Annotated in this window: 14 protein-coding genes and 1 riboswitch; of the genes, 11 read left to right on the forward strand and 3 right to left on the reverse strand. The window is 50.5% G+C overall.

Annotation, left to right across the window (positions count from 1 at the left end; genetic code table 11):
- Nucleotides 1-18: 18 nt before the first annotated feature.
- The 4 genes from AACH41_RS04545 to yfaE all read left to right on the forward strand — a co-directional run bounded on the left by AACH41_RS04545 (nucleotide 19) and on the right by yfaE (nucleotide 7,046).
- The gene (locus AACH41_RS04545) at nucleotides 19-2,289 is read left to right on the forward strand and encodes a TonB-dependent receptor (RefSeq protein ID WP_338656996.1); all 2,271 of its coding nucleotides are present in this window, start codon (nucleotides 19-21) and stop codon (nucleotides 2,287-2,289) included.
- A 282-nt stretch (nucleotides 2,290-2,571) separates the two neighbouring features.
- Nucleotides 2,572-2,794: riboswitch (cobalamin riboswitch) on the forward strand.
- Between the two features lie 132 nt (nucleotides 2,795-2,926).
- The gene (nrdA, locus tag AACH41_RS04550) at nucleotides 2,927-5,206 is read left to right on the forward strand and encodes a class 1a ribonucleoside-diphosphate reductase subunit alpha (protein WP_338656998.1); all 2,280 of its coding nucleotides are present in this window, start codon (nucleotides 2,927-2,929) and stop codon (nucleotides 5,204-5,206) included.
- 209 nt (nucleotides 5,207-5,415) lie between these two features.
- Nucleotides 5,416-6,549 (forward strand): class Ia ribonucleoside-diphosphate reductase subunit beta, encoded by a 1,134-nt coding sequence (gene nrdB / locus AACH41_RS04555; RefSeq protein ID WP_275356988.1) that lies wholly within the window; start codon nucleotides 5,416-5,418, stop codon nucleotides 6,547-6,549.
- A gap of 86 nt (nucleotides 6,550-6,635) precedes the next feature.
- A complete protein-coding gene (gene yfaE, locus AACH41_RS04560) occupies nucleotides 6,636-7,046 on the forward strand; it encodes a class I ribonucleotide reductase maintenance protein YfaE (RefSeq protein ID WP_338657001.1) in 411 nt (136 codons plus the stop codon).
- Between the two features lie 113 nt (nucleotides 7,047-7,159).
- Here yfaE and AACH41_RS04565 read toward each other — a convergent pair whose 3' ends face one another.
- Nucleotides 7,160-7,387 (reverse strand): hypothetical protein, encoded by a 228-nt coding sequence (locus tag AACH41_RS04565; RefSeq protein ID WP_228518658.1) that lies wholly within the window; start codon nucleotides 7,385-7,387, stop codon nucleotides 7,160-7,162.
- 337 nt (nucleotides 7,388-7,724) lie between these two features.
- On the opposite strand from AACH41_RS04565, the gene AACH41_RS04570 reads away from it, so the two are divergent.
- From AACH41_RS04570 to AACH41_RS04580, 3 genes are all read left to right on the forward strand, one after another.
- Nucleotides 7,725-7,967: a type II toxin-antitoxin system prevent-host-death family antitoxin gene (locus AACH41_RS04570; protein WP_338657005.1), complete on the forward strand. Its 243-nt coding sequence runs from the start codon at nucleotides 7,725-7,727 to the stop codon at nucleotides 7,965-7,967.
- Between the two features lies 1 nt (nucleotide 7,968).
- On the forward strand, nucleotides 7,969-8,355 hold the full coding sequence (locus tag AACH41_RS04575; protein ID WP_338657007.1) for a type II toxin-antitoxin system VapC family toxin: 387 nt from the start codon (nucleotides 7,969-7,971) through the stop codon (nucleotides 8,353-8,355).
- 255 nt (nucleotides 8,356-8,610) lie between these two features.
- A complete protein-coding gene (locus AACH41_RS04580) occupies nucleotides 8,611-10,515 on the forward strand; it encodes a M48 family metallopeptidase (RefSeq protein ID WP_338657009.1) in 1,905 nt (634 codons plus the stop codon).
- A gap of 208 nt (nucleotides 10,516-10,723) precedes the next feature.
- Here AACH41_RS04580 and AACH41_RS04585 read toward each other — a convergent pair whose 3' ends face one another.
- Both AACH41_RS04585 and AACH41_RS04590 read right to left on the reverse strand, forming a co-directional pair.
- Nucleotides 10,724-12,952 carry an AAA family ATPase gene (locus AACH41_RS04585; RefSeq protein WP_338657011.1) on the reverse strand — a complete coding sequence of 743 codons (2,229 nt, stop codon included), beginning with the start codon at nucleotides 12,950-12,952 and terminating at the stop codon, nucleotides 10,724-10,726.
- Nucleotides 12,953-13,082: 130 nt separating this feature from the next.
- Nucleotides 13,083-15,668 (reverse strand): EAL domain-containing protein, encoded by a 2,586-nt coding sequence (locus AACH41_RS04590; protein WP_338657013.1) that lies wholly within the window; start codon nucleotides 15,666-15,668, stop codon nucleotides 13,083-13,085.
- A 289-nt stretch (nucleotides 15,669-15,957) separates the two neighbouring features.
- Between AACH41_RS04590 and AACH41_RS04595 the strand changes: the two genes are divergently transcribed.
- From AACH41_RS04595 to AACH41_RS04610, 4 genes are all read left to right on the forward strand, one after another.
- The gene (locus AACH41_RS04595) at nucleotides 15,958-18,156 is read left to right on the forward strand and encodes an OsmC domain/YcaO domain-containing protein (protein WP_338657015.1); all 2,199 of its coding nucleotides are present in this window, start codon (nucleotides 15,958-15,960) and stop codon (nucleotides 18,154-18,156) included.
- Nucleotides 18,157-18,192: 36 nt separating this feature from the next.
- Nucleotides 18,193-19,113, forward strand: a complete 921-nt coding sequence (rlmF, locus tag AACH41_RS04600; RefSeq protein WP_338657017.1) for a 23S rRNA (adenine(1618)-N(6))-methyltransferase RlmF — start codon at nucleotides 18,193-18,195, stop codon at nucleotides 19,111-19,113.
- A gap of 219 nt (nucleotides 19,114-19,332) precedes the next feature.
- The gene (locus AACH41_RS04605) at nucleotides 19,333-20,817 is read left to right on the forward strand and encodes a DEAD/DEAH box helicase (protein WP_338657019.1); all 1,485 of its coding nucleotides are present in this window, start codon (nucleotides 19,333-19,335) and stop codon (nucleotides 20,815-20,817) included.
- Complete coding sequence (locus tag AACH41_RS04610; RefSeq protein WP_338657021.1) at nucleotides 20,817-21,269, forward strand: YaiI/YqxD family protein; 453 nt, start codon at nucleotides 20,817-20,819, stop codon at nucleotides 21,267-21,269. Before AACH41_RS04605 ends, AACH41_RS04610 begins: the two co-directional genes overlap by 1 nt.
- The last annotated feature ends 6 nt before the right edge of the window (nucleotides 21,270-21,275 follow it).

The raw sequence follows: 21,275 nt of genomic DNA on the forward strand, positions 1-21,275 counted from the left end.
ACCTTGGAGCCTGATGTTATGCCATCCGTTATTATGTTTCGTCCACACTTGCTCACGCTTGCAGTTCGTAGTGCAATGTTGTTGCCTGTCACGCTGCTAAATCCATTTGCGTCCGTTGCTTGGGCACAAGCTGTAGAAACCACGCAAATGTTTGATATTGCTGCCGGGCCGCTTTCAACGGCGTTGACGCAAGTCGCGGCACAAACCGGCATTAGCCTCAGCGCAAATGCCGCTTTGATTGGCGATAAAAAAGCCGCAGCCCTGAAAGGCCGCTACAGCGCACAGCAGGCCTTGCACACCTTGTTGCTTAATAGTGGCCTGGCCTTGAAGCAAACAGGAGACACACATTTTACGGTGGTACTGGCAAGCAAAGAACAAACTCCCCAGCCACTCTCTCAACAGGCCGAAACACTGCCTGAAGTGGCGGTATCTGCCAGGGTTGATCAGTCTATGCCTGTTAAGGAGCCTGTCACCATACTGATTGACGAAGCAGCACTTGCGCGCAACAACCCGAGTGACGTACGCGGTATTTTTAACGGGCAGCCTTCAGTGAAGGTGGGCGGTTCTACGCCAATGTCGCAAAAGGTCTATGTGAACGGGATTGAGGAAAACAATCTCGCGGTCACCATCGACGGTAGTCGTCAAAACAATAAGGTCTTTCATCATAACGGGACGACATTGATCGATCCATTATTTATGAAGGCAGTGAGCGTCAATGCGGGCGTGGCACCCGCGGATGCAGGCGCTGGTGCCATTGCTGGTGCCATTGCCTACGAAACCAAAAACGCGCGTGATTTTCTCACTTCGCCCGGCAAGGGCGCTTATATCCGCTCCAGCTTTAATACCAATGGCGATGTTTTCAGCCAGACCCTGGCCGGATATGCTGCTTCTGAACAACTGGATGGATTAGCCTATTTAACCGTTGCCAACGGCAACAGATTTGAAGCGGGCAATGGTGACAAAGTCGATGGCACGGGCACCGACCTGGTCAGCGGTTTCTTTAAATTAGGCGCTGAAGCAGCAGATGGTCACAGATTACAATTAAGTCATGAGCGGGTGCGTGACGATGCTGCACGTCCTTTCCGTGGCAATATCGGGTTTATTTCAGGCCGCCCGGCATGGGAGCCACGTGTGCGTGACTATGAGATGACCCGCGACAATACTGTTCTGCGGTATACGCAAGTGAACCCTGACCACTGGTGGAATCCAACGGCACTGCTAGCCTATAGCAAGACTGAAATCACTGTGCCTATTTTTACTGCCGGAGGGACTGTGATTTATCCGGGTACAGGAGAAACCAGCAGCTTTAACGGTAAGTTTGAAAACCGTTTTCCAATTGATACTGGTAGCATTACGGCAGGTGTCGATTTCTATCGTGATAAAGCTGATTACAAGGATCGCACTTTCCAGGCTGAAGAGAAAGCAAACAACCGAGGTGTTTATGTCCAGGCGAGAATCAATCCCTGGCAACCTTTGCACGTTTCCGCAGGTGTTCGTAACGACCACCATGAACTCACGGGTACTCAAGGCAGCAGTTGGTCACATTCCGGACTCAGTTCCAACATTTCGGGTGAGTTGGCTGTGGTGCCTGAGCTGTTAACAGTGAAAGCGGGTTATTCTGAGGTGTTTAGCGGTAGCCAGATGGCAGAAAACTTTATCATGAACACGGCATGGAACTACGGCCGTGGTCCAAAAGCCACCAAAGCAGATAACTATTTCTTTGGTTTGCAAAGCCGTTTTTATGGCTTTACTGCCGATGCCAAGGTATTTGAAACGCAGATAGACAATGCGCGTGCGGCCCGGTTTGCTGTCAACAGCGGCGTATTGGCCAGAGATGTACGCACACGTGGATATGAGCTTGGTCTGGCTTACCAGTGGGAGCAGAGTTTTGCCCGTGCAAGACTGGCAGATATTGATGTGACGATTGACGGTGCGCCTACCGACAGCGATACAGGTAATTACTTGGCAACACCGGTTGGCGAGATTTTATATGTGACCGTGGGACATCATTTTCCGTCTGTCAACGTGACCGTCGGCGGCGATGCAGAGTTTGCGCAAAAGTACAATAAAGTCAGCGCAGGTACGTTATCGTTCCCGTCGTATGAAGTGTTTAATCTCTATGCCGAATATCAACCTCAGTGGACAGTTAAAACCAAGTGGCGCGTGGATGTGCGTAATTTGTTTGATGATGCCTACGCGGACCGTGCTACCTATCAAGGCTTTGGGACCGTCACGCCACTTTATCAGCCAGGGCGTAGCGTGCTGTTCAGTGTGGCTGCCACTTTTTAGTCGGTTGAAAACCATGTATTACGCCATGATCAAGTGAAAAAAATCCTTGTGAGAGTGCAGGCTGGCCTTCTGGGAAGGGCCTGCACGCAAAAGCCTATAACATCGTCATTTTCAAAAATCTGCTGCATGTATTTGCGTTAAAAACACCAGGCGTGCAAGCACATTTTGTGCGCGGCAAATCGTTAAAAAATATTCCCCAATAAAAACAACCAGTTGCCCGTTGTCAATCAAAATAAATCAATATATTGTGTTTTCTTCAATTGAAAAGCCATAGATATTGTTTTATAGTCGCATCCATACGGTACGCTGAAGAGTGTCCTCTTCTGTGTTTAATAGGGAACCTGGTGCGTGAAACTGCGCAGGAATCACTAAACCAGGGCTGCCCCCGCAACTGTGATCAGCGAGTTGTTTGCTGCAATCGACGCCACTGAGTAAATTCGGGAAGGCACAAGCAAATAATGGTGACCTGAGAGCCAGGAGACCTACCGTGATTTTTTTCTTGTTAACGTTTGAGGCGGGGTGTCCTCGGCAGATACGATTTTTCAGAATCGGGCTTGATATTGGGGTTGCTCGGCCTGAAAAATGTTGTCTATGCCACTTGTCGGGTCACCTTCGCTGCCGGAATTGGGAGCCCATAATGTCACAATACGAATCCATGCAGGCCACGAAACGCGATGGCCGCAAGGAACCTATTAACCTCGACAAAATACATCGCGTCATTGATTGGGCCGCACAAGGCCTCAATAATGTCTCGGTGTCACAAGTTGAATTGCGCTCCCATATCCAGTTTTATGATGGTATCCGCACCGACGATATCCATGAAACCATCATCAAATCTGCTGCCGACCTGATTTCGGAAGAAACCCCGGATTACCAGTACCTGGCTGCACGCCTGAATATTTTTCACCTGCGCAAAATTGCTTATGGCCAGTTTGAGCCACCGCATTTGTTTGACCATGTGACCAACCTGACCGCGCTGGGCAAATACGATCCGCACCTGCTCAAGGATTACAGCCGCGAAGAGTTTGATACGCTGAATGGCTATCTGGACCACTGGCGCGATATGAATTTCTCTTACGCCGCTGTCAAGCAGCTTGAGGGCAAATATCTGGTACAAAACCGCGTCACCAAAAAGATCTACGAGAGCCCGCAGTTCCTTTACATTCTGGTGGCGATGAGCCTGTTTGCCAACTACAAGGGCCAGGCACGCCTCGATTACATCAAGCGTTTTTATGATGCGGTGTCTACCTTCAAGATCTCACTGCCGACGCCAATTATGTCTGGCGTGCGGACGCCGACACGCCAGTTCAGCTCTTGCGTGCTGATTGAGTGTGACGACAGCCTGGACAGTATCAACGCCACCTCCAGCGCGATTGTGAAGTATGTGTCGCAGCGCGCCGGTATCGGCGTCAACGCGGGCCGTATCCGTGCGCTGGGCAGTGAAATCCGTGGTGGTGAAGCACAGCACACCGGCTGCCTGCCGTTCTACAAGTTGTTCCAGTCTGCGGTCAAATCCTGCTCACAGGGCGGCGTGCGCGGCGGGGCGGCGACGTTGTTCTACCCATTGTGGCACCTTGAGGTTGAATCCCTGCTGGTCCTCAAAAACAACCGCGGCGTGGAAGAAAACCGCGTGCGCCACCTCGACTACGGCGTGCAGATCAACCGCCTCATGTACCAGCGCCTGATCAAAGGTGAACAGATCACCTTGTTCTCGCCGCATGATGTGCCCGGTCTGTATGACGCGTTCTTTGCCGATCAGGATACCTTTGAGCGCCTCTACACCCAGTACGAAGCCGATGACAGCATCCGCAAGCGCAGCTTGCCTGCAGTAGACTTGTTCTCGCTCATGATGCAAGAGCGCGCCGGTACCGGCCGTATCTACATCCAGAACGTGGACCATTGCAACACACATAGCCCGTTTGATCCGGCCGTTGCACCGGTGCGCCAGTCCAACCTGTGTATGGAAATCGCACTGCCGACCAAGCCACTCAATGACATCAACGACACCGAAGGCGAAATTGCGCTGTGTACCCTGTCAGCATTTAACCTGGGCGCGCTGGAATCGCTGGACGAGCTCGAAGGTCTGGCCGACCTCGTGGTTCGTGCATTAGATGCCTTGCTCGAATACCAGGATTACCCAGTCAAAGCCGCGCTCAACGCCACCAATAAGCGCCGTTCATTGGGCGTGGGCGTGATCAATTATGCCTATTACCTGGCCAAAAACGGCACCAGCTATACTGACGATGCTGCGCTGGGCCTGACCCACCGTACCTTTGAGGCGATTCAGTACTATCTGCTAAAAGCGTCCGTACAACTGTCTCGCGAGTTTGGCGCGTGTGGTGCGTTTAACGAGACCACTTATGCCAAAGGCATTTTGCCGATTGATACCTACAAAAAAGACCTGGATGCCGTGTGCAACGAGCCGCTGCGTCTGGATTGGGAAAGCCTGCGCAAGGAAATCCAGAAAGATGGCTTGCGCAATTCCACGCTGACGGCGCTGATGCCTTCCGAGACTTCCAGCCAGATTGCCAATGCCACCAACGGCATTGAGCCACCGCGTGGCCTGGTCTCGGTCAAGCAATCCAAAGACGGCATCTTGCGCCAGGTGGTGCCTGAGATTGACCGCCTGCGTAACCAGTACCAGTTGTTGTGGCGCATCCCCAGCAATGACGGCTACCTCAAGCTGGTGGGCGTGATGCAGAAGTTTGTCGATCAATCGATTTCAGCCAATACCAACTACGACCCAACCCGTTTTGAAGGCGGCCGCGTGCCGATGAAGCAACTGCTGAAAGACCTGCTGCAAGCCTACAAACTTGGCGTTAAAACGCTGTACTACCACAACACCCGCGATGGTGCGAGCGAGGGCGGTACGGAAGCCGAGGACGATGGGTGTGCCAGCGGAGCCTGCAAAATTTAAATAAGCATTGACTCAGTGGCTGCGCGGGCAAATTGCTGCGTTGTGCGGTGCGCGAAATCCTCATGTACTCTCGTGTACATTCCGGTTTCTGTGCTCCGTACGCCTTGCACTTTATCCCGCTCGCTCACTGATTCAACGCTTATTGCAGTGGGGTAATAAGTACAATTTAAAAACAGTTTGAGCATTAAACTTAAACATTAGGAACACAGATGGCCTACAGCATCTTCACCAAAACAGATAACGATCAACTCAAAGAACCCATGTTCTTTGGGCAGCCCGTCAATGTGGCGCGCTACGACCAGCAGAAATATCCGGTATTCGAGAAGCTGATCGAGAAGCAACTCTCCTTCTTCTGGCGCCCGGAAGAGGTTGACGTGTCGCAAGACCGTTCCGACTACCAGAATCTGCCCGAGCACGAAAAGCATATTTTTATCAGCAACCTCAAGTATCAGACCTTGCTGGATTCGATTCAGGGCCGTAGCCCCAACGTCGCTTTGCTGCCACTGGTGTCTCTGCCTGAGCTGGAAACCTGGATTGAAACCTGGGCGTTTTCCGAGACCATACACTCGCGTTCCTACACCCACATCATCCGCAATATCGTCAATGATCCGTCGGTGATGTTCGATGACATCGTGCGCAATGAAAACATCACGGCACGCGCTTCGGATATTGCGCATTATTACGATGAGCTGATTCAGCAAACCATGCTGTACTCGCAGCTGGGCGAGGGCAATCATGTCATCAATGGCGAGACCAAAGTGGTCAACAAGCGCGCGCTCAAAAAGCTGCTGTACCGTTGCCTGATGAACGTGAATATCCTCGAAGCGATCCGTTTTTACGTCAGCTTTGCTTGCTCGTTTGCCTTTGCCGAGCGCAAGGTGATGGAAGGCAACGCCAAAATCATCCGCCTGATTGCGCGTGATGAGGCCTTGCACCTCACCGGCACACAGCATATGCTCAACATCATGCGTTCTGGCCAGGATGACGCCGAGTTTGCCGAGATTGCCGCAGAACTGCATACCGAGTGCTTCGAGATGTTTAAATCCGCCGCCGAGCAGGAAAAACTGTGGGCCGAGTACCTGTTTAAAGATGGCTCAATGATCGGCCTCAATAAAGACATTCTTTGCCAGTACGTGGAATACATCACCAACACTCGCATGGCGTCGGTGGGTCTGCCACCCGCGTTCCCCAATGCCAAAAACAACCCGATTCCATGGATCAACACCTGGCTGTCATCAGACACCGTACAAGTGGCCCCTCAAGAGGTAGAATTAAGTTCTTATTTGATCGGGCAGATTGATTCAGAAGTCTCGGCTGACGATCTCAACGACTTTGAGCTTTAAAAGCGGGCAAATGGCGGTGTGACGCGGGTTTGCCCTCTGGGCGCCTTGCAGTTTACCCCACTCGCTCACTTTGATTTTTATGATTTATGATTAGTGTCCGCAGCCAACATACCCGCTTTAGCCTGATCCCGCATGAAACTTTGCTGGAAGGGCTGGAGCGCACCGGGCACGAGGTCGAGTACCAATGCCGCGGGGGCTATTGTGGTGCCTGCCGCGTGCGTCTGCTTGATGGTGAGGTCGAATACCTGGAACAGCCGCTCGCATTTATTGCCAGTGACGAAATCCTGCCCTGTTGCTGTGTCCCCAAATCGGATATCCGCCTCGATTGTGAGCTGCGGCCAGAGCTGCAAGTGTTCCAGGCACAAGAAGAGCTGTTCCCAGCCCAAGGCTCACTGTTTGATGATGACTTGCCCACGCTGGATAGCCGCGTCAAAAAGCTGGCCAGAAGACGCATCCCCAGGCCGGTTTCTACTGCCAGCAACTTGTCCTTGTTTTAAGTTTCAGGGCTTACCGTTTTAAATGGCATCAATAATAAAAAAGGCGCGAATCTTTATCGCGCCTTTTTTATGGTTTGCCTGAAATAGCTTCTGATGGGAAATCAGCTCATGCACTAGCCCGCGGCACGCGGTGCCGGTCGCACCCATTGCATTTTGAGGTTGGGCGCACGTGTATCTAGGTCCGCGACCAGCTTGCAACTCAAAATTTCGCAGCGCCAATACATCTGGCGAATTTTCTCATCCGCTTCGGCACGGGATTTACCGTACACCTGCAGATTCTCTACCAACACCCCATTGGCGCTACGTATGGAGTACAAATATTTTCCAGATCTTTTAGCCATAATCGAATTTACCCACCCCGGGAACAATGCGTTGTAAAACATCGTAATTCTTTTAGTTATAAACACCATATCAGAGTTTTTTACTGATGTATACACCGCTAAGCGGTAGATAAGTGATTCAATTCAATACTTTAAGGGGGTATTTGCATAAAACACCTAAAATTTAGAAGCTAACTTAAGTTTTTTGGGGCGTCTTTAAGCAATAAATCTCTCATCATTTGCAGGAGAGGCTAGGTAAAGCAGAGCAGAAGCAGCGACTGACATCTCAAAAAAGGCTTTACTCATATCCACGAGCTGTTTAAACTAAACTAACTAAACTTAGTTTAAGTTGGACATCATGCAAATTATCAATATTCACGAGGCAAAAACACAACTTTCTAAACTGGTGGATCAGGCTGTCAATGGGGAGTCTTTCATTATTGCCAAAGCGGGTAAGCCGCTGGTAAAAGTCACCCGACTAGAGGCGACTGAGCCGCCCGCAATCAAGCGTATTGGCTTTATGCAAGGTCAAATTCAGGTGCCTGCCGATTTTGACGAGATGGGCAAAGCCGAAATGTCAACCCTGTTTGGCCTAGAGTAAGATGAAGCTGTTACTCGATACCCATATTTTGCTTTGGGCAGCGGCGGGGGCAGACCAACTGCCAAGCAAAGCAAAAGCCCTCATTGAAGATACAGGCAATCAACTCTACTTCAGCAGCGCCAGTCTGTGGGAAATCGCCATCAAAAACACCCTGGGCCGGGCGGACTTTAAAGTGGACTTGGCCGTATTGCGGCGTAACTTGCTGGAGAACGGTTTTGAGGAGATCGCGATCAATAGCAGCCATGCCATGAGCGTCGCCACCTTGCCAGAGGTGCATAAAGACCCTTTTGATCGCATGTTGCTTGCGCAGACGCAGGTCGAAGGGGTGACGTTAATGACGGCAGATCGCCAGCTCGGCGGCTACCCGGTCGCCTTAATCATGGTCTAGCGGCATATTGTTAGGCTGCGCTCAGCAGCTTGATATCCATCTGCTGAGTGCAAGGCTGATGCTGTTATGGCCTGCATTAAAAAATCCTTTTAAAAAATAGCTCATCATTTACAATCATTAAAAAAATAGCGCGCCAGACTGTTTGATCCCCGTGATTAAACGCATACAACAAAACTAGGCGTGCAACGATTTCCTCATCTTGATTCGACCATGACTGGAATGGTTTTGGCTTTGGTGTAAAGGGGTAGGTAGCGCATGCGTGAAACATCTTTAGAGAACCTGATTACGCGGTCCGAAAGGCTGGCCGAGCAAAATTACAGTACCTATTTTGTCCGCGTCATTCTCGTGAGCCTGCTAGGCTTTTTGATTCTGGGATTTGCCATCTTGATGGCCTTGATCCCGCTGGCCTTACTCATAGGCTTGGTCGCGCTGACCTTTGTTGCTGGTGGTGCAGTGCTACTCATCTTGCTCAAGCTGGGCAAATTGCTGATTTTAATGATCTTGCCCGCTTTCTTGATGCTTAAAGCTTCCTTCAAAGTCTTGTTCAGCCGCTTTGATAAGCCAGTGGGCACCGAGCTCACGTCCGACCAAGCGCCTGCGCTGTGGCAAAAAATCAAGTCACTCGAAACCGCGCTCGCCGGCCCAAAAATCAGCCATGTGCTGCTCACCCACGATATCAATGCGGCGATTATTCAATATCCGCGCTTTGGCCTGTTTGGCTGGGAAACCAATTACCTGATGCTGGGCCTGCCGCTGTTGCAAGGCCTCACCGAAGGCGAGGCGATGGCGGTAATCGCGCATGAGTATGGGCACCTTTCTGGCGACCATAGCCGTTGGTCCGGCTTTATTTACCGCTTACGCTCCACCTGGGCGCGCCTGCACGACATGGCCAGTGGCTGGCGTGACTGGGGCTCGCGCTATGTGGCCAAAATGTTTGGCTGGTATGCGCCTTATTTCAACGCCTACAGCTTTGTGTTGGCGCGCAAAAACGAATATCAGGCCGACCATGTCTCGGTCAAAATCGCCGGGGTAGAAAACACCGCCAGCGCCTTGTTACGCGTGCACGTGCTCTACCAGCTCGAAAAAGAATGCCTGCATGCGCACATCCAGCAACGCGTTGCCACTGAGCCCAAACCCATGCAAGATAAAAGCGCCGTTTGGCAATCTATCGTCAACCAAACGCTAGAACCAGACACCCTGCATCGTTACATAGACATCGCCTACACCTACGAGACCAACCATCTCGATACGCATCCCGCCATCAAAGATCGCCTGAAAGCCATAGGCGTTGAGCTTGAGACCCTGAAAACCCTGCCACGCGCAGACAATAGCACCTCCGCCGCCGATGCCTGGCTAGGGCCCGAGCTGCCACACTTCACCCACAAGCTCGATCAAGAATGGCAGTCCAGCATCGAGCAAAACTGGACCGCACGCCATCAGGATATTCAGGCACAAACCGCTACCTTGAATGAGCTGCTCGCCAAAGAAACACTGACTGCAGACGAGCAATGGCAAGTCATCGCCATTAAAGAAGACCTGACGCCAGACGAACCGCAACGCGCGGCCATTGAAGCCTTTGTGCAGCAATACCCTGAGCATTTGCAAGGCCGCTATAGAGTAGGGGTGTATAAACTCCTCGACGATGATGAAACCGGCATTGAAGATTTAGAGTACGTGATGGCGCAAGACGAATCCGCCATCCTCGCCGCCTGCGAGCAAGCCTATCACTACTACGCCGCCAAGAACCCGGCCCGTGCCGATGAATACCTGCAACGCTACCAAGCCCGCGCCAACAAGTTGCAAGCCATTCACCAGGAGCTCTCGACCTTAACCCCCGCCGCAACGCTGGCAAAACATGATCTTGATGACGCCACCGTGCAACAAATCCGGGCCGTCATCGCCAGCGACGCCAAAGATATTAAAAGGGTCTATTTACTCAAGCGGGTATTAGATGCCGACAACACCAAGGGCGACTATGTGCTCGCCTTTGAAATGCCCACTTTTTCGCTCACCGACCCCTCGAATAAAGTCATCGAGCGCTTGGTCAGCAAAGAGTTTCCCATCCATTTGTTTATTGTGTCGCTCAAGTCTGGCGCGTTTAAGCCATTTAGGAAAAGAATTAAAAAGTTGGGTGTGGAGCCGATTTATGCAAAAAATTAATTTGCAATAATCATGATGGTAAGTAATCTTTTCGTATTAAGATTATTTGTTAATTTCTGTGGCATGCTTAGGCCTTTTCATTGTAGTTTTTCTACAGTGTATAAAGGCTTTAGCAAACCATAAGTAAACAATTAAACAAAATATTTGTCTCGAATTTCTTTAACTTTTGAAAAGTGGAGCTAATTCAATTTGTTTATCAATCAACTATTTATGCTGCAAAAACAGTATCTGGAATAGTAGTTTCAATACCCATCATCATGTTGTAGTGACCTTCTTGTCCAGCATTTACAAATATCCTCTGAAAGACTTGTAAATAACTATCATTAGTTTGAGTGCCATAGTTAATGTAGAGGTCATCATGAACGGAATGTGACCCATCGTTAACCCATGAGAATAAGGACTGACATATTAATTTTTCGCGTCCTTCAAACATTTCACAAATTTCGTCTTTACCTTTCCCACCCCACATAGTGAAATAGTTCTCAAGAATTCTGCGTAAGGTATTTTGTAATGTAAGGCTTGAAGGGTGTACAGATTTGACTTCGCTCCATAGCAATTCGTAGGCAGATTTAATTGGATTTTCAGGACATCTTTCAACTATAGTGCCTGTTGACAATTTTTTAACCATCCAAAATGATTCCTCAGTAAATGGTACGTTACCTGAGCGACGAGAGTTAAAACTAATTTCTTTATGGAAATAAACATTGTGGGTAAGCACAAATACTTGCTTGATATTGCTAGCTGGAGATTTCACCTCCTCAAATACACCTTTTATCAAGCTACTAACAATGTATAAAACATCACTATCAAGACTTGAAATTGGGTCGTCAAAAACTACGACTCGATTAGTAGTTGTGCCTTCAGCAGTCTGAGAGCCCTTGATCAGTGAGTAAAAGTATAAAAAGGTAATAAATGTTTTTTCACCTTCACTAAGGGATTTACGTGCATCTCCTCCATCCGCTCTAGAAATCTTATATTGGCCTTGTTCATTTGCAATTTCAATCGTGAAGGAAGTAAAACCAAATACTTTCAATAAAGAGTTAATAGCATCTTTTGTAGGCTGAATAGAGGTCGATTGTCTCTCTAGAGTTTTGATTTCCTCCTCAACCATTCTTTTTCTATTTTGCGCTTCACTTAAGCTTTGCTCCATACCTCTAATCGTTCCTTCTAAGCGCGCTTTCGTCGTCTGATAATCTGAAATGTCAGCTTTCAATTCCTCAAGTACAAATTTCCATATTTGGGCTGTTAGTTTTAATCTTTCTTGCCCTAGATTTGTGATGATTAGATTGAAGTTAGTGATTTTTATATTTGCTTGAGTAATATGATGAGAAAGCTTCTCTGCTAGATCGGTTACCGATTCAAGTGTCAATCTTCTACTTGGTTCCTGAATTTTGTTCAAAATAAGGCCAAAATTTCGATCAAGCAAATCCTCAAGCAAACTTGCTTCAGCAGCAAACAATTCATTATTAAGAAATTGAGAGTCTATTCGCTTGACACTGGCAATAATCGCCTTAAGTGTGTTTGTTGCTGATTCGTAATTGGATTTTAATTGTTCAACCTCTTGAAGATCATCTTGATAAACCTGATTGAAGAATTGATTCAATTCGTCAGTAAATTCAGGGGAAGTTTTCTGCTGACAAAATGGGCATGTACCATTTGCTTGTTCGTGAAAATGCAATCCTTGTTTAACCCAATCTGCATTTCCTAATTGATTTATTAGTGCAGCTATATTTACATCTTGGCTACCTATAATTGGTTTCTGCAAAATTTTATTTGATTCATATGAAACCAAATTAGTGTATGAAATTAAAGGCAGTGGATTTGCAAATACCAAAGCTGACGAAAATATAGTGGAGGCTTTTTCTTTTAAGACGGTGAGATCAAGCAAATCAGCGTTATTACTTAGAGTTTCTTGCAGTACTCTTTCTTTAAATTTTTCTGCGCTATTTCTAGCGCCCGTGAAAGCAATCTGAAAATAATCATCGTGTTTTTGCTTTTGTTTAAAAGCTTTTTCACGAAATGAGATTTCTAGGCTCGCTAGTTCTTGTCTTATTCCTGATTGCTCAGGGCTACCATCAAGCTGATTCGATAATGCAGTGATTCTTGCTGACTGTCGCTCAACCTCAGGTCTTAAAGTTGCAATTTGTGCTTCAGCCTGAACTTGATTTTCACCTAGCGTAAATACTCCACGAACTGGACTGGAAAGGTTAAAGTTTCTCTCGACAAAATCACGGTTGTAAACCATAACTTCCATCGGTGTTTGTCCTGCCCAGTGTACTTCACAGTCAATGTGCCCATCTACTTGCTCAATTGCTCGCCCAATGGTAGTTTTACCGCTCCCATTAGGCCCAAATATGAAGTTTATTTTTCGCAGATCGTCAAGAGTAACTGGAGAGGTGTATGAAGCAACATTCTGAATCGTTATCGCATTGATCATTTTAATTTTATCCTCTGTTTTCAGCTTTTATTATCGCGAATAAATTTCAGCCTATTCCACTATTGCTCGTTAAGTTTATCCCCAAATGCACCCTTAGCTTGGTCAACTGGCTGAGCTGTAAGACTCTGAATTAGCCCGTAATGCCTATTCGAGCAAGTATCTCTGGTATGTGTTCTGCGGCGACCGGGCGGCTAAACAGATAGCCTTGTATTTCGTCGCAATGACTGTCGGTGAGAAAAGCCAGTTGCTGCTCAGTTTCTACCCCTTCTGCAATCACCGTGAGTTGCAAAATGTGCCCAAGTTGGATGATCGCACGGACAATTTCTGCACTGTCTTGGTCTTTGTGAAGGTCACGGATGAAGGATTTATCAATCTTGAGTTTGTCGACGGACAGGCGTTTAAGATAAGACAGGCTGGAGTAGCCGGTGCCAAAGTCATCAATGGCTAGTTTGACACCTATGTGTTTTAGCGTGTGCAGGGTGCTGATGACGGATTCTGTGTCCTGGATCAGGATGGATTCTGTCAGTTCGAGCTCCAGGCATTGCGGGGGCAGGCCGAAATCATGCAGTGCAGCGCTGATGGTTTCTACAATATTGCCATGCCGGAACTGGTGTGAGGATAAGTTGACCGCCACCACCAGCTGGGTTTGCCCTTGCTGGTGCCATGCGGCCAGTTGCCGGCAGGCTTCCCGCAGCACCCACTGACCCATCTGGATAATCAGCCCGCTTTGTTCTGCGATAGGAATGAACTCGCTTGGTGGGAGCATCTGTCCATCGGCGTTTTGCCAGCGGATTAAGGCTTCAATCCCACTGATGCGACCATCAGATAGGCGTATTTGTGGCTGGTAGTGCAGTAAAAACTCATTATTTTTAAGTGCTGTGTGCAGGTCTGTTTGAATTCGCATGCGCTTTTGCGCGTCGGCATTCATCTGCGTGACAAAAAAGCGGTAGGTATTGCGGCCACAATCTTTTGCCAGATACAAGGCGGCATCGGCGTTTTTGCGTAGGGTTTCAAAGTCTTTGCCATCGTGCGGATAAAGGCTGATGCCAATGCTGAAAGACGCATGCAGTGTGTTGCCGCTGACCTCAAACGGCTCTTGCATGGCGTTAAGAATTTGCTGTGCGGTTTGAGTCACGATATCGGACGCGTGGGCGTTGTTGATCAGCAGCACAAACTCGTCACCGCCCTCGCGGCTGAGCATGCAAGCCTCTGACAGCATACGTTCGAGGCGCCTGACCACCTCTTTTAGCAGCGCATCGCCTATGGCATGACCAAAGCTGTCGTTAATCTCTTTGAAGTTATCCATATCAAGAAACAGCATGGCGAGGCCGTATTCGCGCTTGTTGGCTTGATGGATAAACTGTTCAAAACGCTTGCGCAGTAACAGGCGGTTAGGGAGGCCGGTCAGTGGGTCATGGTGGGCTAGGTATTCCAGTTTTGTTTCTGCGTCCCGATGTTCGGCACGGATACGCAGGGACTGAATGCCAAACGCCAGGTCATTGGCGAGTTCATCGAGCAGGGTGACCTCTTCATCAGAAAACGCATAGGTGCGGGAGGCGTAGATCGTGATCACGCCTATGGTCTGTTTTGCCACTTTGAGTGGCAAGGCGATGCATGAAAGCAGGCCTTCCTGGCTGGCGAGGTCGCCCAAATTATTCAAGCGGGCTGCATTGGGATAGTCCTGGATAATCTCTACACGCTCGCTTTGAAAGGCTTTCACGGCCAGGCTGATTTCCGGGGTTTGCTGCTCAAGCGCAATCGTCTTCGTCAGCTTTTGACCGGCCATTGCGGCAATACGCAGCGGTTGGTAGGTGCCATAGTTGGGATAACCCACCCAGGCCAGTGGATAGCCCCCAGAGTCAATCACCAACTGGCAAATATCGTTGAGCAGGTGTTGTTCGTTTTCTGCATGAATGAGTGTCTGATTACAGCTACTCAACAAACGCAGTGAACGATTGAGTGTCAGCATTGCTTTTTCGGACTGCTTTTGCTGGGTGATATCACGCAAGATGCAAAGCACCCCCGAGACCTCGCCGATGGCATCTTTTTCCTGCACAAGACGGAGCTCAATGACGCGGTCATGCGGCCAGTGGCTCTCAATGGTGCAAGCGGTTTCTTGCTCTAGGGTTTGCAAAATCGCGTGGTGAATTTTTTTGCGTTCTGCTGGCGTGGCAATCTGGTCAGATTCAAGCAGGGTCTTACCCAGCAGCATGGATTCCTCGATGCCAAACAATGCTGTGAAAGAAGGGCTGACGTAGCTGTATCTGGCATGCTGGTCAAAGCGGGTAATATGGTCAGGATGGTTTTCAATGAGTGCGCGTAAACGTTTTTCACTTAACTTGAGTGCCGTGATGTCATGCGCAATCGCAAGGGCACCCACCACGTTGTTATCACCATCCAACTCGGGGACGGCATGAATTCTGAGCACCTTGGTATGGACATTCGGGCCATCCGGTAGCCGGTCTAGAAAAAAATCAAACTCGGTATCTGTGCCGGTTTCTATGACGCCGCGGATTTTTTCTTGGTAGTGTTGTAAGGCGACGGAGGAGGGTCTGAGCGAGCTGGGAGTTTTGCCTTCAAGATCTTTAGCCGGTTCGCCAATCAGTTTGATTGCGGCTGGATTGAGATAAGTGCGCTGGCAATCACGGTCATAATGTATGACAGGCTCATGCAAATAATCAGTCAGCATGATGAATTTTCTGTCATCAGCAGCCATGGTGGTAACCCCTGAAGAATGTCGTTTTATTCTTTGAAGAATATCACACAAACTTAATTGTTTTTGACTTCATTTTACGAGACGCGAGTGCTGACCGTTTTACGGGTCTGCACACTTGCTTCAAGCATCTGGACTCAGTGTTTCAACGGCGGGGCTAGCAAAGTTTCACTCTCTATTCGACTTGAGTTTGTAGCCAAGTAAGCAATCAGCGTTGCTGCTAAATTAGGTCGCCTGAATGTTGTGAGGGATAATAGCGGTTTTCGCTCAAACGTCATTTTCGGAATCCCCCATGGAAGTTAAAGTCAATTTTCTCGATAAGCTCCGCCTTGAAGCCAAGTTTGATGACTTCACGGTGATTGCCGACCAGCCTATCCGCTACAAGGGCGATGGCTCGGCGCCGGGGCCGTTTGATTACTTTTTGGCTTCGTCTGCGCTGTGTGCGGCGTATTTTGTGAAGCTGTATTGCAGCACCCGTAATATTCCAACCGAAAACATCCGCCTGTCGCACAACAATATTGTCGACCCGGAAGACCGTTACAAGCAGATTTTCAAGATACAGATTGAGTTGCCTGCGGATATCTCTGAAAAAGACCGCATTGGTATTTTGCGCTCGATTGACCGCTGCACGGTGAAAAAAGTAGTGCAGACCGGGCCTGAGTTTGTGATTGAAGAAGTGGCCAGCCTGGATGCCGATGCGCAGGCCTTGCTGACGGTGAACCCGGCGGCGGAGACGCAGACGTATATCACCGGCAAGGATTTGCCGCTGGAGCAAACCATTGCCAATATGACCGGTTTGCTGGCGAGCCTGGGTATCAAGATCGAGATCGCTTCGTGGCGCAATATTGTGCCTAACGTGTGGTCGCTGCATATCCGCGATGCGCATTCGCCCATGTGCTTTACCAACGGCAAAGGCGCGACCAAGGAAAGTGCGCTGGCCTCGGCGCTGGGTGAGTATATTGAGCGGCTGAGTAACAACCATTTTTATGCCGGGTCTTACTGGGGCGAAGACATTGCCAATGCGCCGTTTGTGCATTACCCGAACGAACGCTGGTTTAAGCCGGGGCGCAAAGATGCGTTGCCGAAAGAGATTCTGGATGACTACACGCGGGCCATTTACAACCCCGATGGCGAGTTGCGTGGCTCACATTTGATTGATACCAACTCTGGCAATCGTGAACGCGGCATTTGTGCGCTGCCGTTTGTGCGGCAGTCAGATGGCGAGGTGGTGCATTTTCCGTCTAACCTGATTGAAAACCTGTACGCCAGCAATGGCATGAGCGCAGGCAATACGCTGGCCGAGGCGCAGGTGCAATGTTTATCTGAGATTTTTGAGCGGGCGGTGAAGCGCGAGATTATTGAAAGTGAAATGGCGTTGCCGGATGTGCCGCCAGCGGTGCTGGCCAAGTATCCCGGCATTGTGGCGGGCATTGAGGGGCTGGAGGCGCAGGGTTTTCCGGTGCTGGTGAAAGATGCGTCGTTAGGCGGACAATATCCGGTGATGTGCGTGACGCTGATGAACCCGCGCACCGGCGGTGTGTTCGCCTCATTTGGGGCACACCCGAAGCTGGAAGTCGCGCTAGAGCGCAGCCTGACCGAGTTGCTGCAAGGCCGCAGTTTTGAAGGCCTCAACGACTTGCCGCAGCCGACCTTTGTCAGCGAGGCGGTGACTGAGCCGAATAACTTTGTTGAGCATTTTATTGACTCTAGCGGTGTGGTGTCGTGGCGCTTTTTTAGTGTCAAATCGGACTACGAGTTTGTCGAATGGGACTTTTCAGGTAATGGCGACAATGCCAACGCTGAAGAAGCCGCGACCTTATTCGGCATTTTGGCCGAGATGGGCAAAGAGGCCTATGTGGCGGTGTATGACCAGCTGGGCGCGACGGCATGCCGCATCTTGGTGCCTGATTATTCTGAGGTGTATCCGGTGGAAGATCTGGTGTGGGATAACACCAATAAAGCGTTGTTGTTCCGCGAAGATATCCTGAACCTGCATCAGCTGGACGATGACAGCCTGCAGGCCTTGCTGGAGCGGCTGGAGAATAACGAGCTGGATGACTACAGCGATATTGCGACTTTGATCGGCATCCAGTTTGACGAGAACACGGTATGGGGCCAGCTCACGGTGCTGGAGCTTAAGCTACTCATCAACCTTGCTTTGCAGCAGTTTGAGGAGGCTCAGGATCTGGTGGGGGCGTTTTTGCAGTACAACGACAACACCCTGGAACGCGGTTTGTTTTACCAGGCCCTGAATGCAGTGCTTGGGGTGGAGCTAGACGAGGAGCTGCACCTGGCCGATTACGAGCTAAACTTCCGCCGCATGTTTGGTGATGCGCGTATGGACGCGGTGCTAGGCTCTGTCGATGGCAGCGTGCGCTTTTATGGCCTGACACCGACCAATCTGCAGCTGGATGGGTTGGACAGACACCATAGACTGCTGGACAGTTACCGGAAGTTGCATGCCGCACGCGCCAAGGCTGCGGCCGCTTAGGCGCGCTACCCAAGTGCAATTGGCGAATACTTAGGCATGAAGCCCGTCAGTTCTTCATCTGCATGGCATCCACGCAATCTGCACCGCGAGGGCTATGACTTTGCGCTGCTGGTGCAGGCGCATCCGGCCCTGGCGCCCTATGTGCGCCCGAATGCCTATGGCGATGACTCGATAGACTTTGCTCATCCGCAGGCAGTGAAAACCTTAAACCAGGCCTTGCTCAAGCAGTATTATGGCGTGGCGGTGTGGGATATTCCCAAGCATTACTTATGTCCGCCTATTCCTGGCCGGGCCGATTATGTGCATTACCTGGCGGATTTGTTGACAGAGTCTGGTCATACGCAATCTGTGCGTTTGCTCGATATTGGCACGGGCGCCAATCTGGTCTATCCGCTGATTGCGGCCCAGACTTATGGTTGGGAGTGCGTGGGCGTGGATATTGACGCCAAGGCCTTGCGCAATGCGCAGCAGCTGATTGAGGCCAATGGCTTGCAGCCAAAGATCAGTGTGCGTCAGCAGCCAAATGCGGCGGCGATTTTTAAAGGTGTGATCTTGCCGAGCGAGCATTGGACGCTGACCATGTGTAACCCGCCTTTTCATGCCTCGGCGGCTGAGGCACAGGCGGGCACTCAGCGTAAATGGCGCGGGCTGGGCAAGCGGCCACCGCAGGCGCTGAATTTTGGTGGGCAAGCCAATGAGCTGGTGTATGAGGGCGGTGAGGTAGCGTTTTTAACCACCATGATTCACGAGAGCAGGCATTTTTCCCAACAGTGTGTATGGTTTACCACGCTGGTCTCCAAAGCCAGCAACCTACCGCTGGTGATGCGTGAACTCAAAAAAGCGCGGGCAGTGAGGGTAAAAATGGTGGAGATGGCGCAAGGCCAGAAGCAAAGCCGCTTTGTGGCGTGGACGTTTCAGACGATCACCACGCAAAAAAGTCCGTCATCCGTGGCTTGATTGGATGCAGACATTTTTAAATACAGTGTTTGCGTAAATAGCGGGTATAATGTAGCTACCCTGTGAACTACCAATCCTCACAGCGGCCTTGTCATAAATCATCGATATAATCCTCGTTCGTCCAGATTGGTGTTGCTGCGGCAACAGACCAACGCCCAATAATTTGTTGCATGCCTGTCTTTTGTGATGGGCGATGCACACTATTAAAGTTGAATAACCTTGTCACAAGAAAATACCCCTGCAAACACGACGTTTGCTGATTTGAATTTGTGCGCGCCTGTGTTGCGCGCGATTGCCGATGCCGGCTATACCTCACCGACGCCGATTCAGGCGCAGGCGATTCCTTATGTATTGCGCGGTGGCGATTTACTGGCCGGAGCGCAAACCGGGACAGGCAAAACCGCTGGCTTTACCTTGCCGATTTTGCATCGCTTGTCTGAAACCCCGTTAAAACAAACTGCCGCAGGCAAGCCGCGTTGCCTGATTCTGTCGCCAACGCGCGAGCTGGCGGCGCAGATCGGCGAGTCAGTGACCACTTACGGTAAATATCTGCCGCTGAAAAGCATGGTGGTGTTTGGCGGGGTGGGCATTAACCCGCAAATCAGCCGCTTGAAAAAACCACTCGATATCATGGTGGCGACGCCGGGCCGCTTGCTCGACCTCACCAACCAGAAGGCGCTGGAGTTGTCTGGCATTGAAATTCTGGTGCTGGATGAAGCCGACCGCATGCTGGATATGGGCTTTATTCACGACATTAAAAAAGTGCTGGCCTTGCTGCCCAAGCAGCGGCAAAACCTGCTGTTCTCGGCGACGTTTTCCGATGAAATCAAACAGCTGGCAGATAATCTGCTGAATAACCCAGACCTGGTTGAAGTGGCGCGGCGGAACACCTCAAACGCGCTGATTGAGCAAAGCGTGCATATGGTGCCGCAGTCGCACAAGCGTGAGATGGTGAGCTTTTTGATCAAGCAACATCAGTGGGAGCAAGTGCTGGTGTTTACGCGTACCAAACATGGCGCGAACCGGCTGGCGGAGAAGCTGGTAAAAGACGGCATCCCGGCGATGGCGATTCATGGCAACAAGAGCCAGAATGCCCGCACGGCGGCGCTGGCCGAGTTTAAAGCGGGGGGAATCACCGCGCTGGTGGCGACCGATATTGCTGCACGTGGCCTGGATATTGACCAGCTGCCGCAAGTGGTGAATTTTGAGCTGCCTAACGTGCCCGAAGACTATGTGCACCGCATCGGCCGGACTGGCCGTGCTGGTGCCACTGGGGCGGCGGTGTCACTGGTGGATAGGGAGGAACTCAAATTGTTGAAAGACATTGAGAAGCTGATTAAGCGTGAGATCCCCAAGCTGCCAGTAGAGGGCTTTGTCGCCCCCGAAAAAAACAGTGAAGAGCCGGATCGGCCATCACGGACTCAGCCGCGCGGTCAACGGCCTGCGCCTAAATCGGGCCAGGCGCCACGTGACGCATCGCGTAGTCAGAAACCAGGCCAACCCAGGCAACATCAGCCTAAACCAGGCCAACCCAACGCTGCCCCAAGCAACCCGCGCAACGCTGGACAACACGCTGGCCAGAAAAAACCGGTGAATGCATCTGGTCATTCTGCAGCCCAGCAAAAATCTGCGCGTCAGCCTGGGGGCCACAAACCACAAGGCGGCGCGTTATTTAGCGCCAGACCGGTGCCGAAAGCCGGTTAATGCGGATTTGGGTGGATGCCGATGCCTGCCCGGGCGTGATCAAGGACATCTTGTTTCGGGCGGCGGAGCGTAGTCAGGTCATGACTACCTTTGTCGCCAACAAAGTGCTCTATGTGCCGCCCTCAGCCCATTTGCGCGCCTTGCAAGTCGCCAAGGGCTTTGATGTGGCAGATAACGAGATCGTGGCGATGCTGGAAGCGGGCGATTTGGTGATTACGGCAGATATCCCGCTTGCCGCGCAGGTGATTGAAAAGCAAGCGCATGCGTTGAATCCACGCGGGGAGTTTTATTCGGCAGAGAATATCCGCGAGCGGCTGGCTATGCGCGACTTTATGGAATCACTGCGCGCCAGCGGGGTGGAAACGCAGGGCCCCAATGCCATGCAGGCGTCTGACCGTCACGCGTTCGCGCGGCAACTGGATCAGTTTTTGGCGCGCAAACGCATGGCTTAACTAGCC

Source organism: Methylophilus sp. DW102 (assembly GCF_037076555.1).
Classification (GTDB): Bacteria; Pseudomonadota; Gammaproteobacteria; order Burkholderiales; family Methylophilaceae; genus Methylophilus; species Methylophilus glucosoxydans.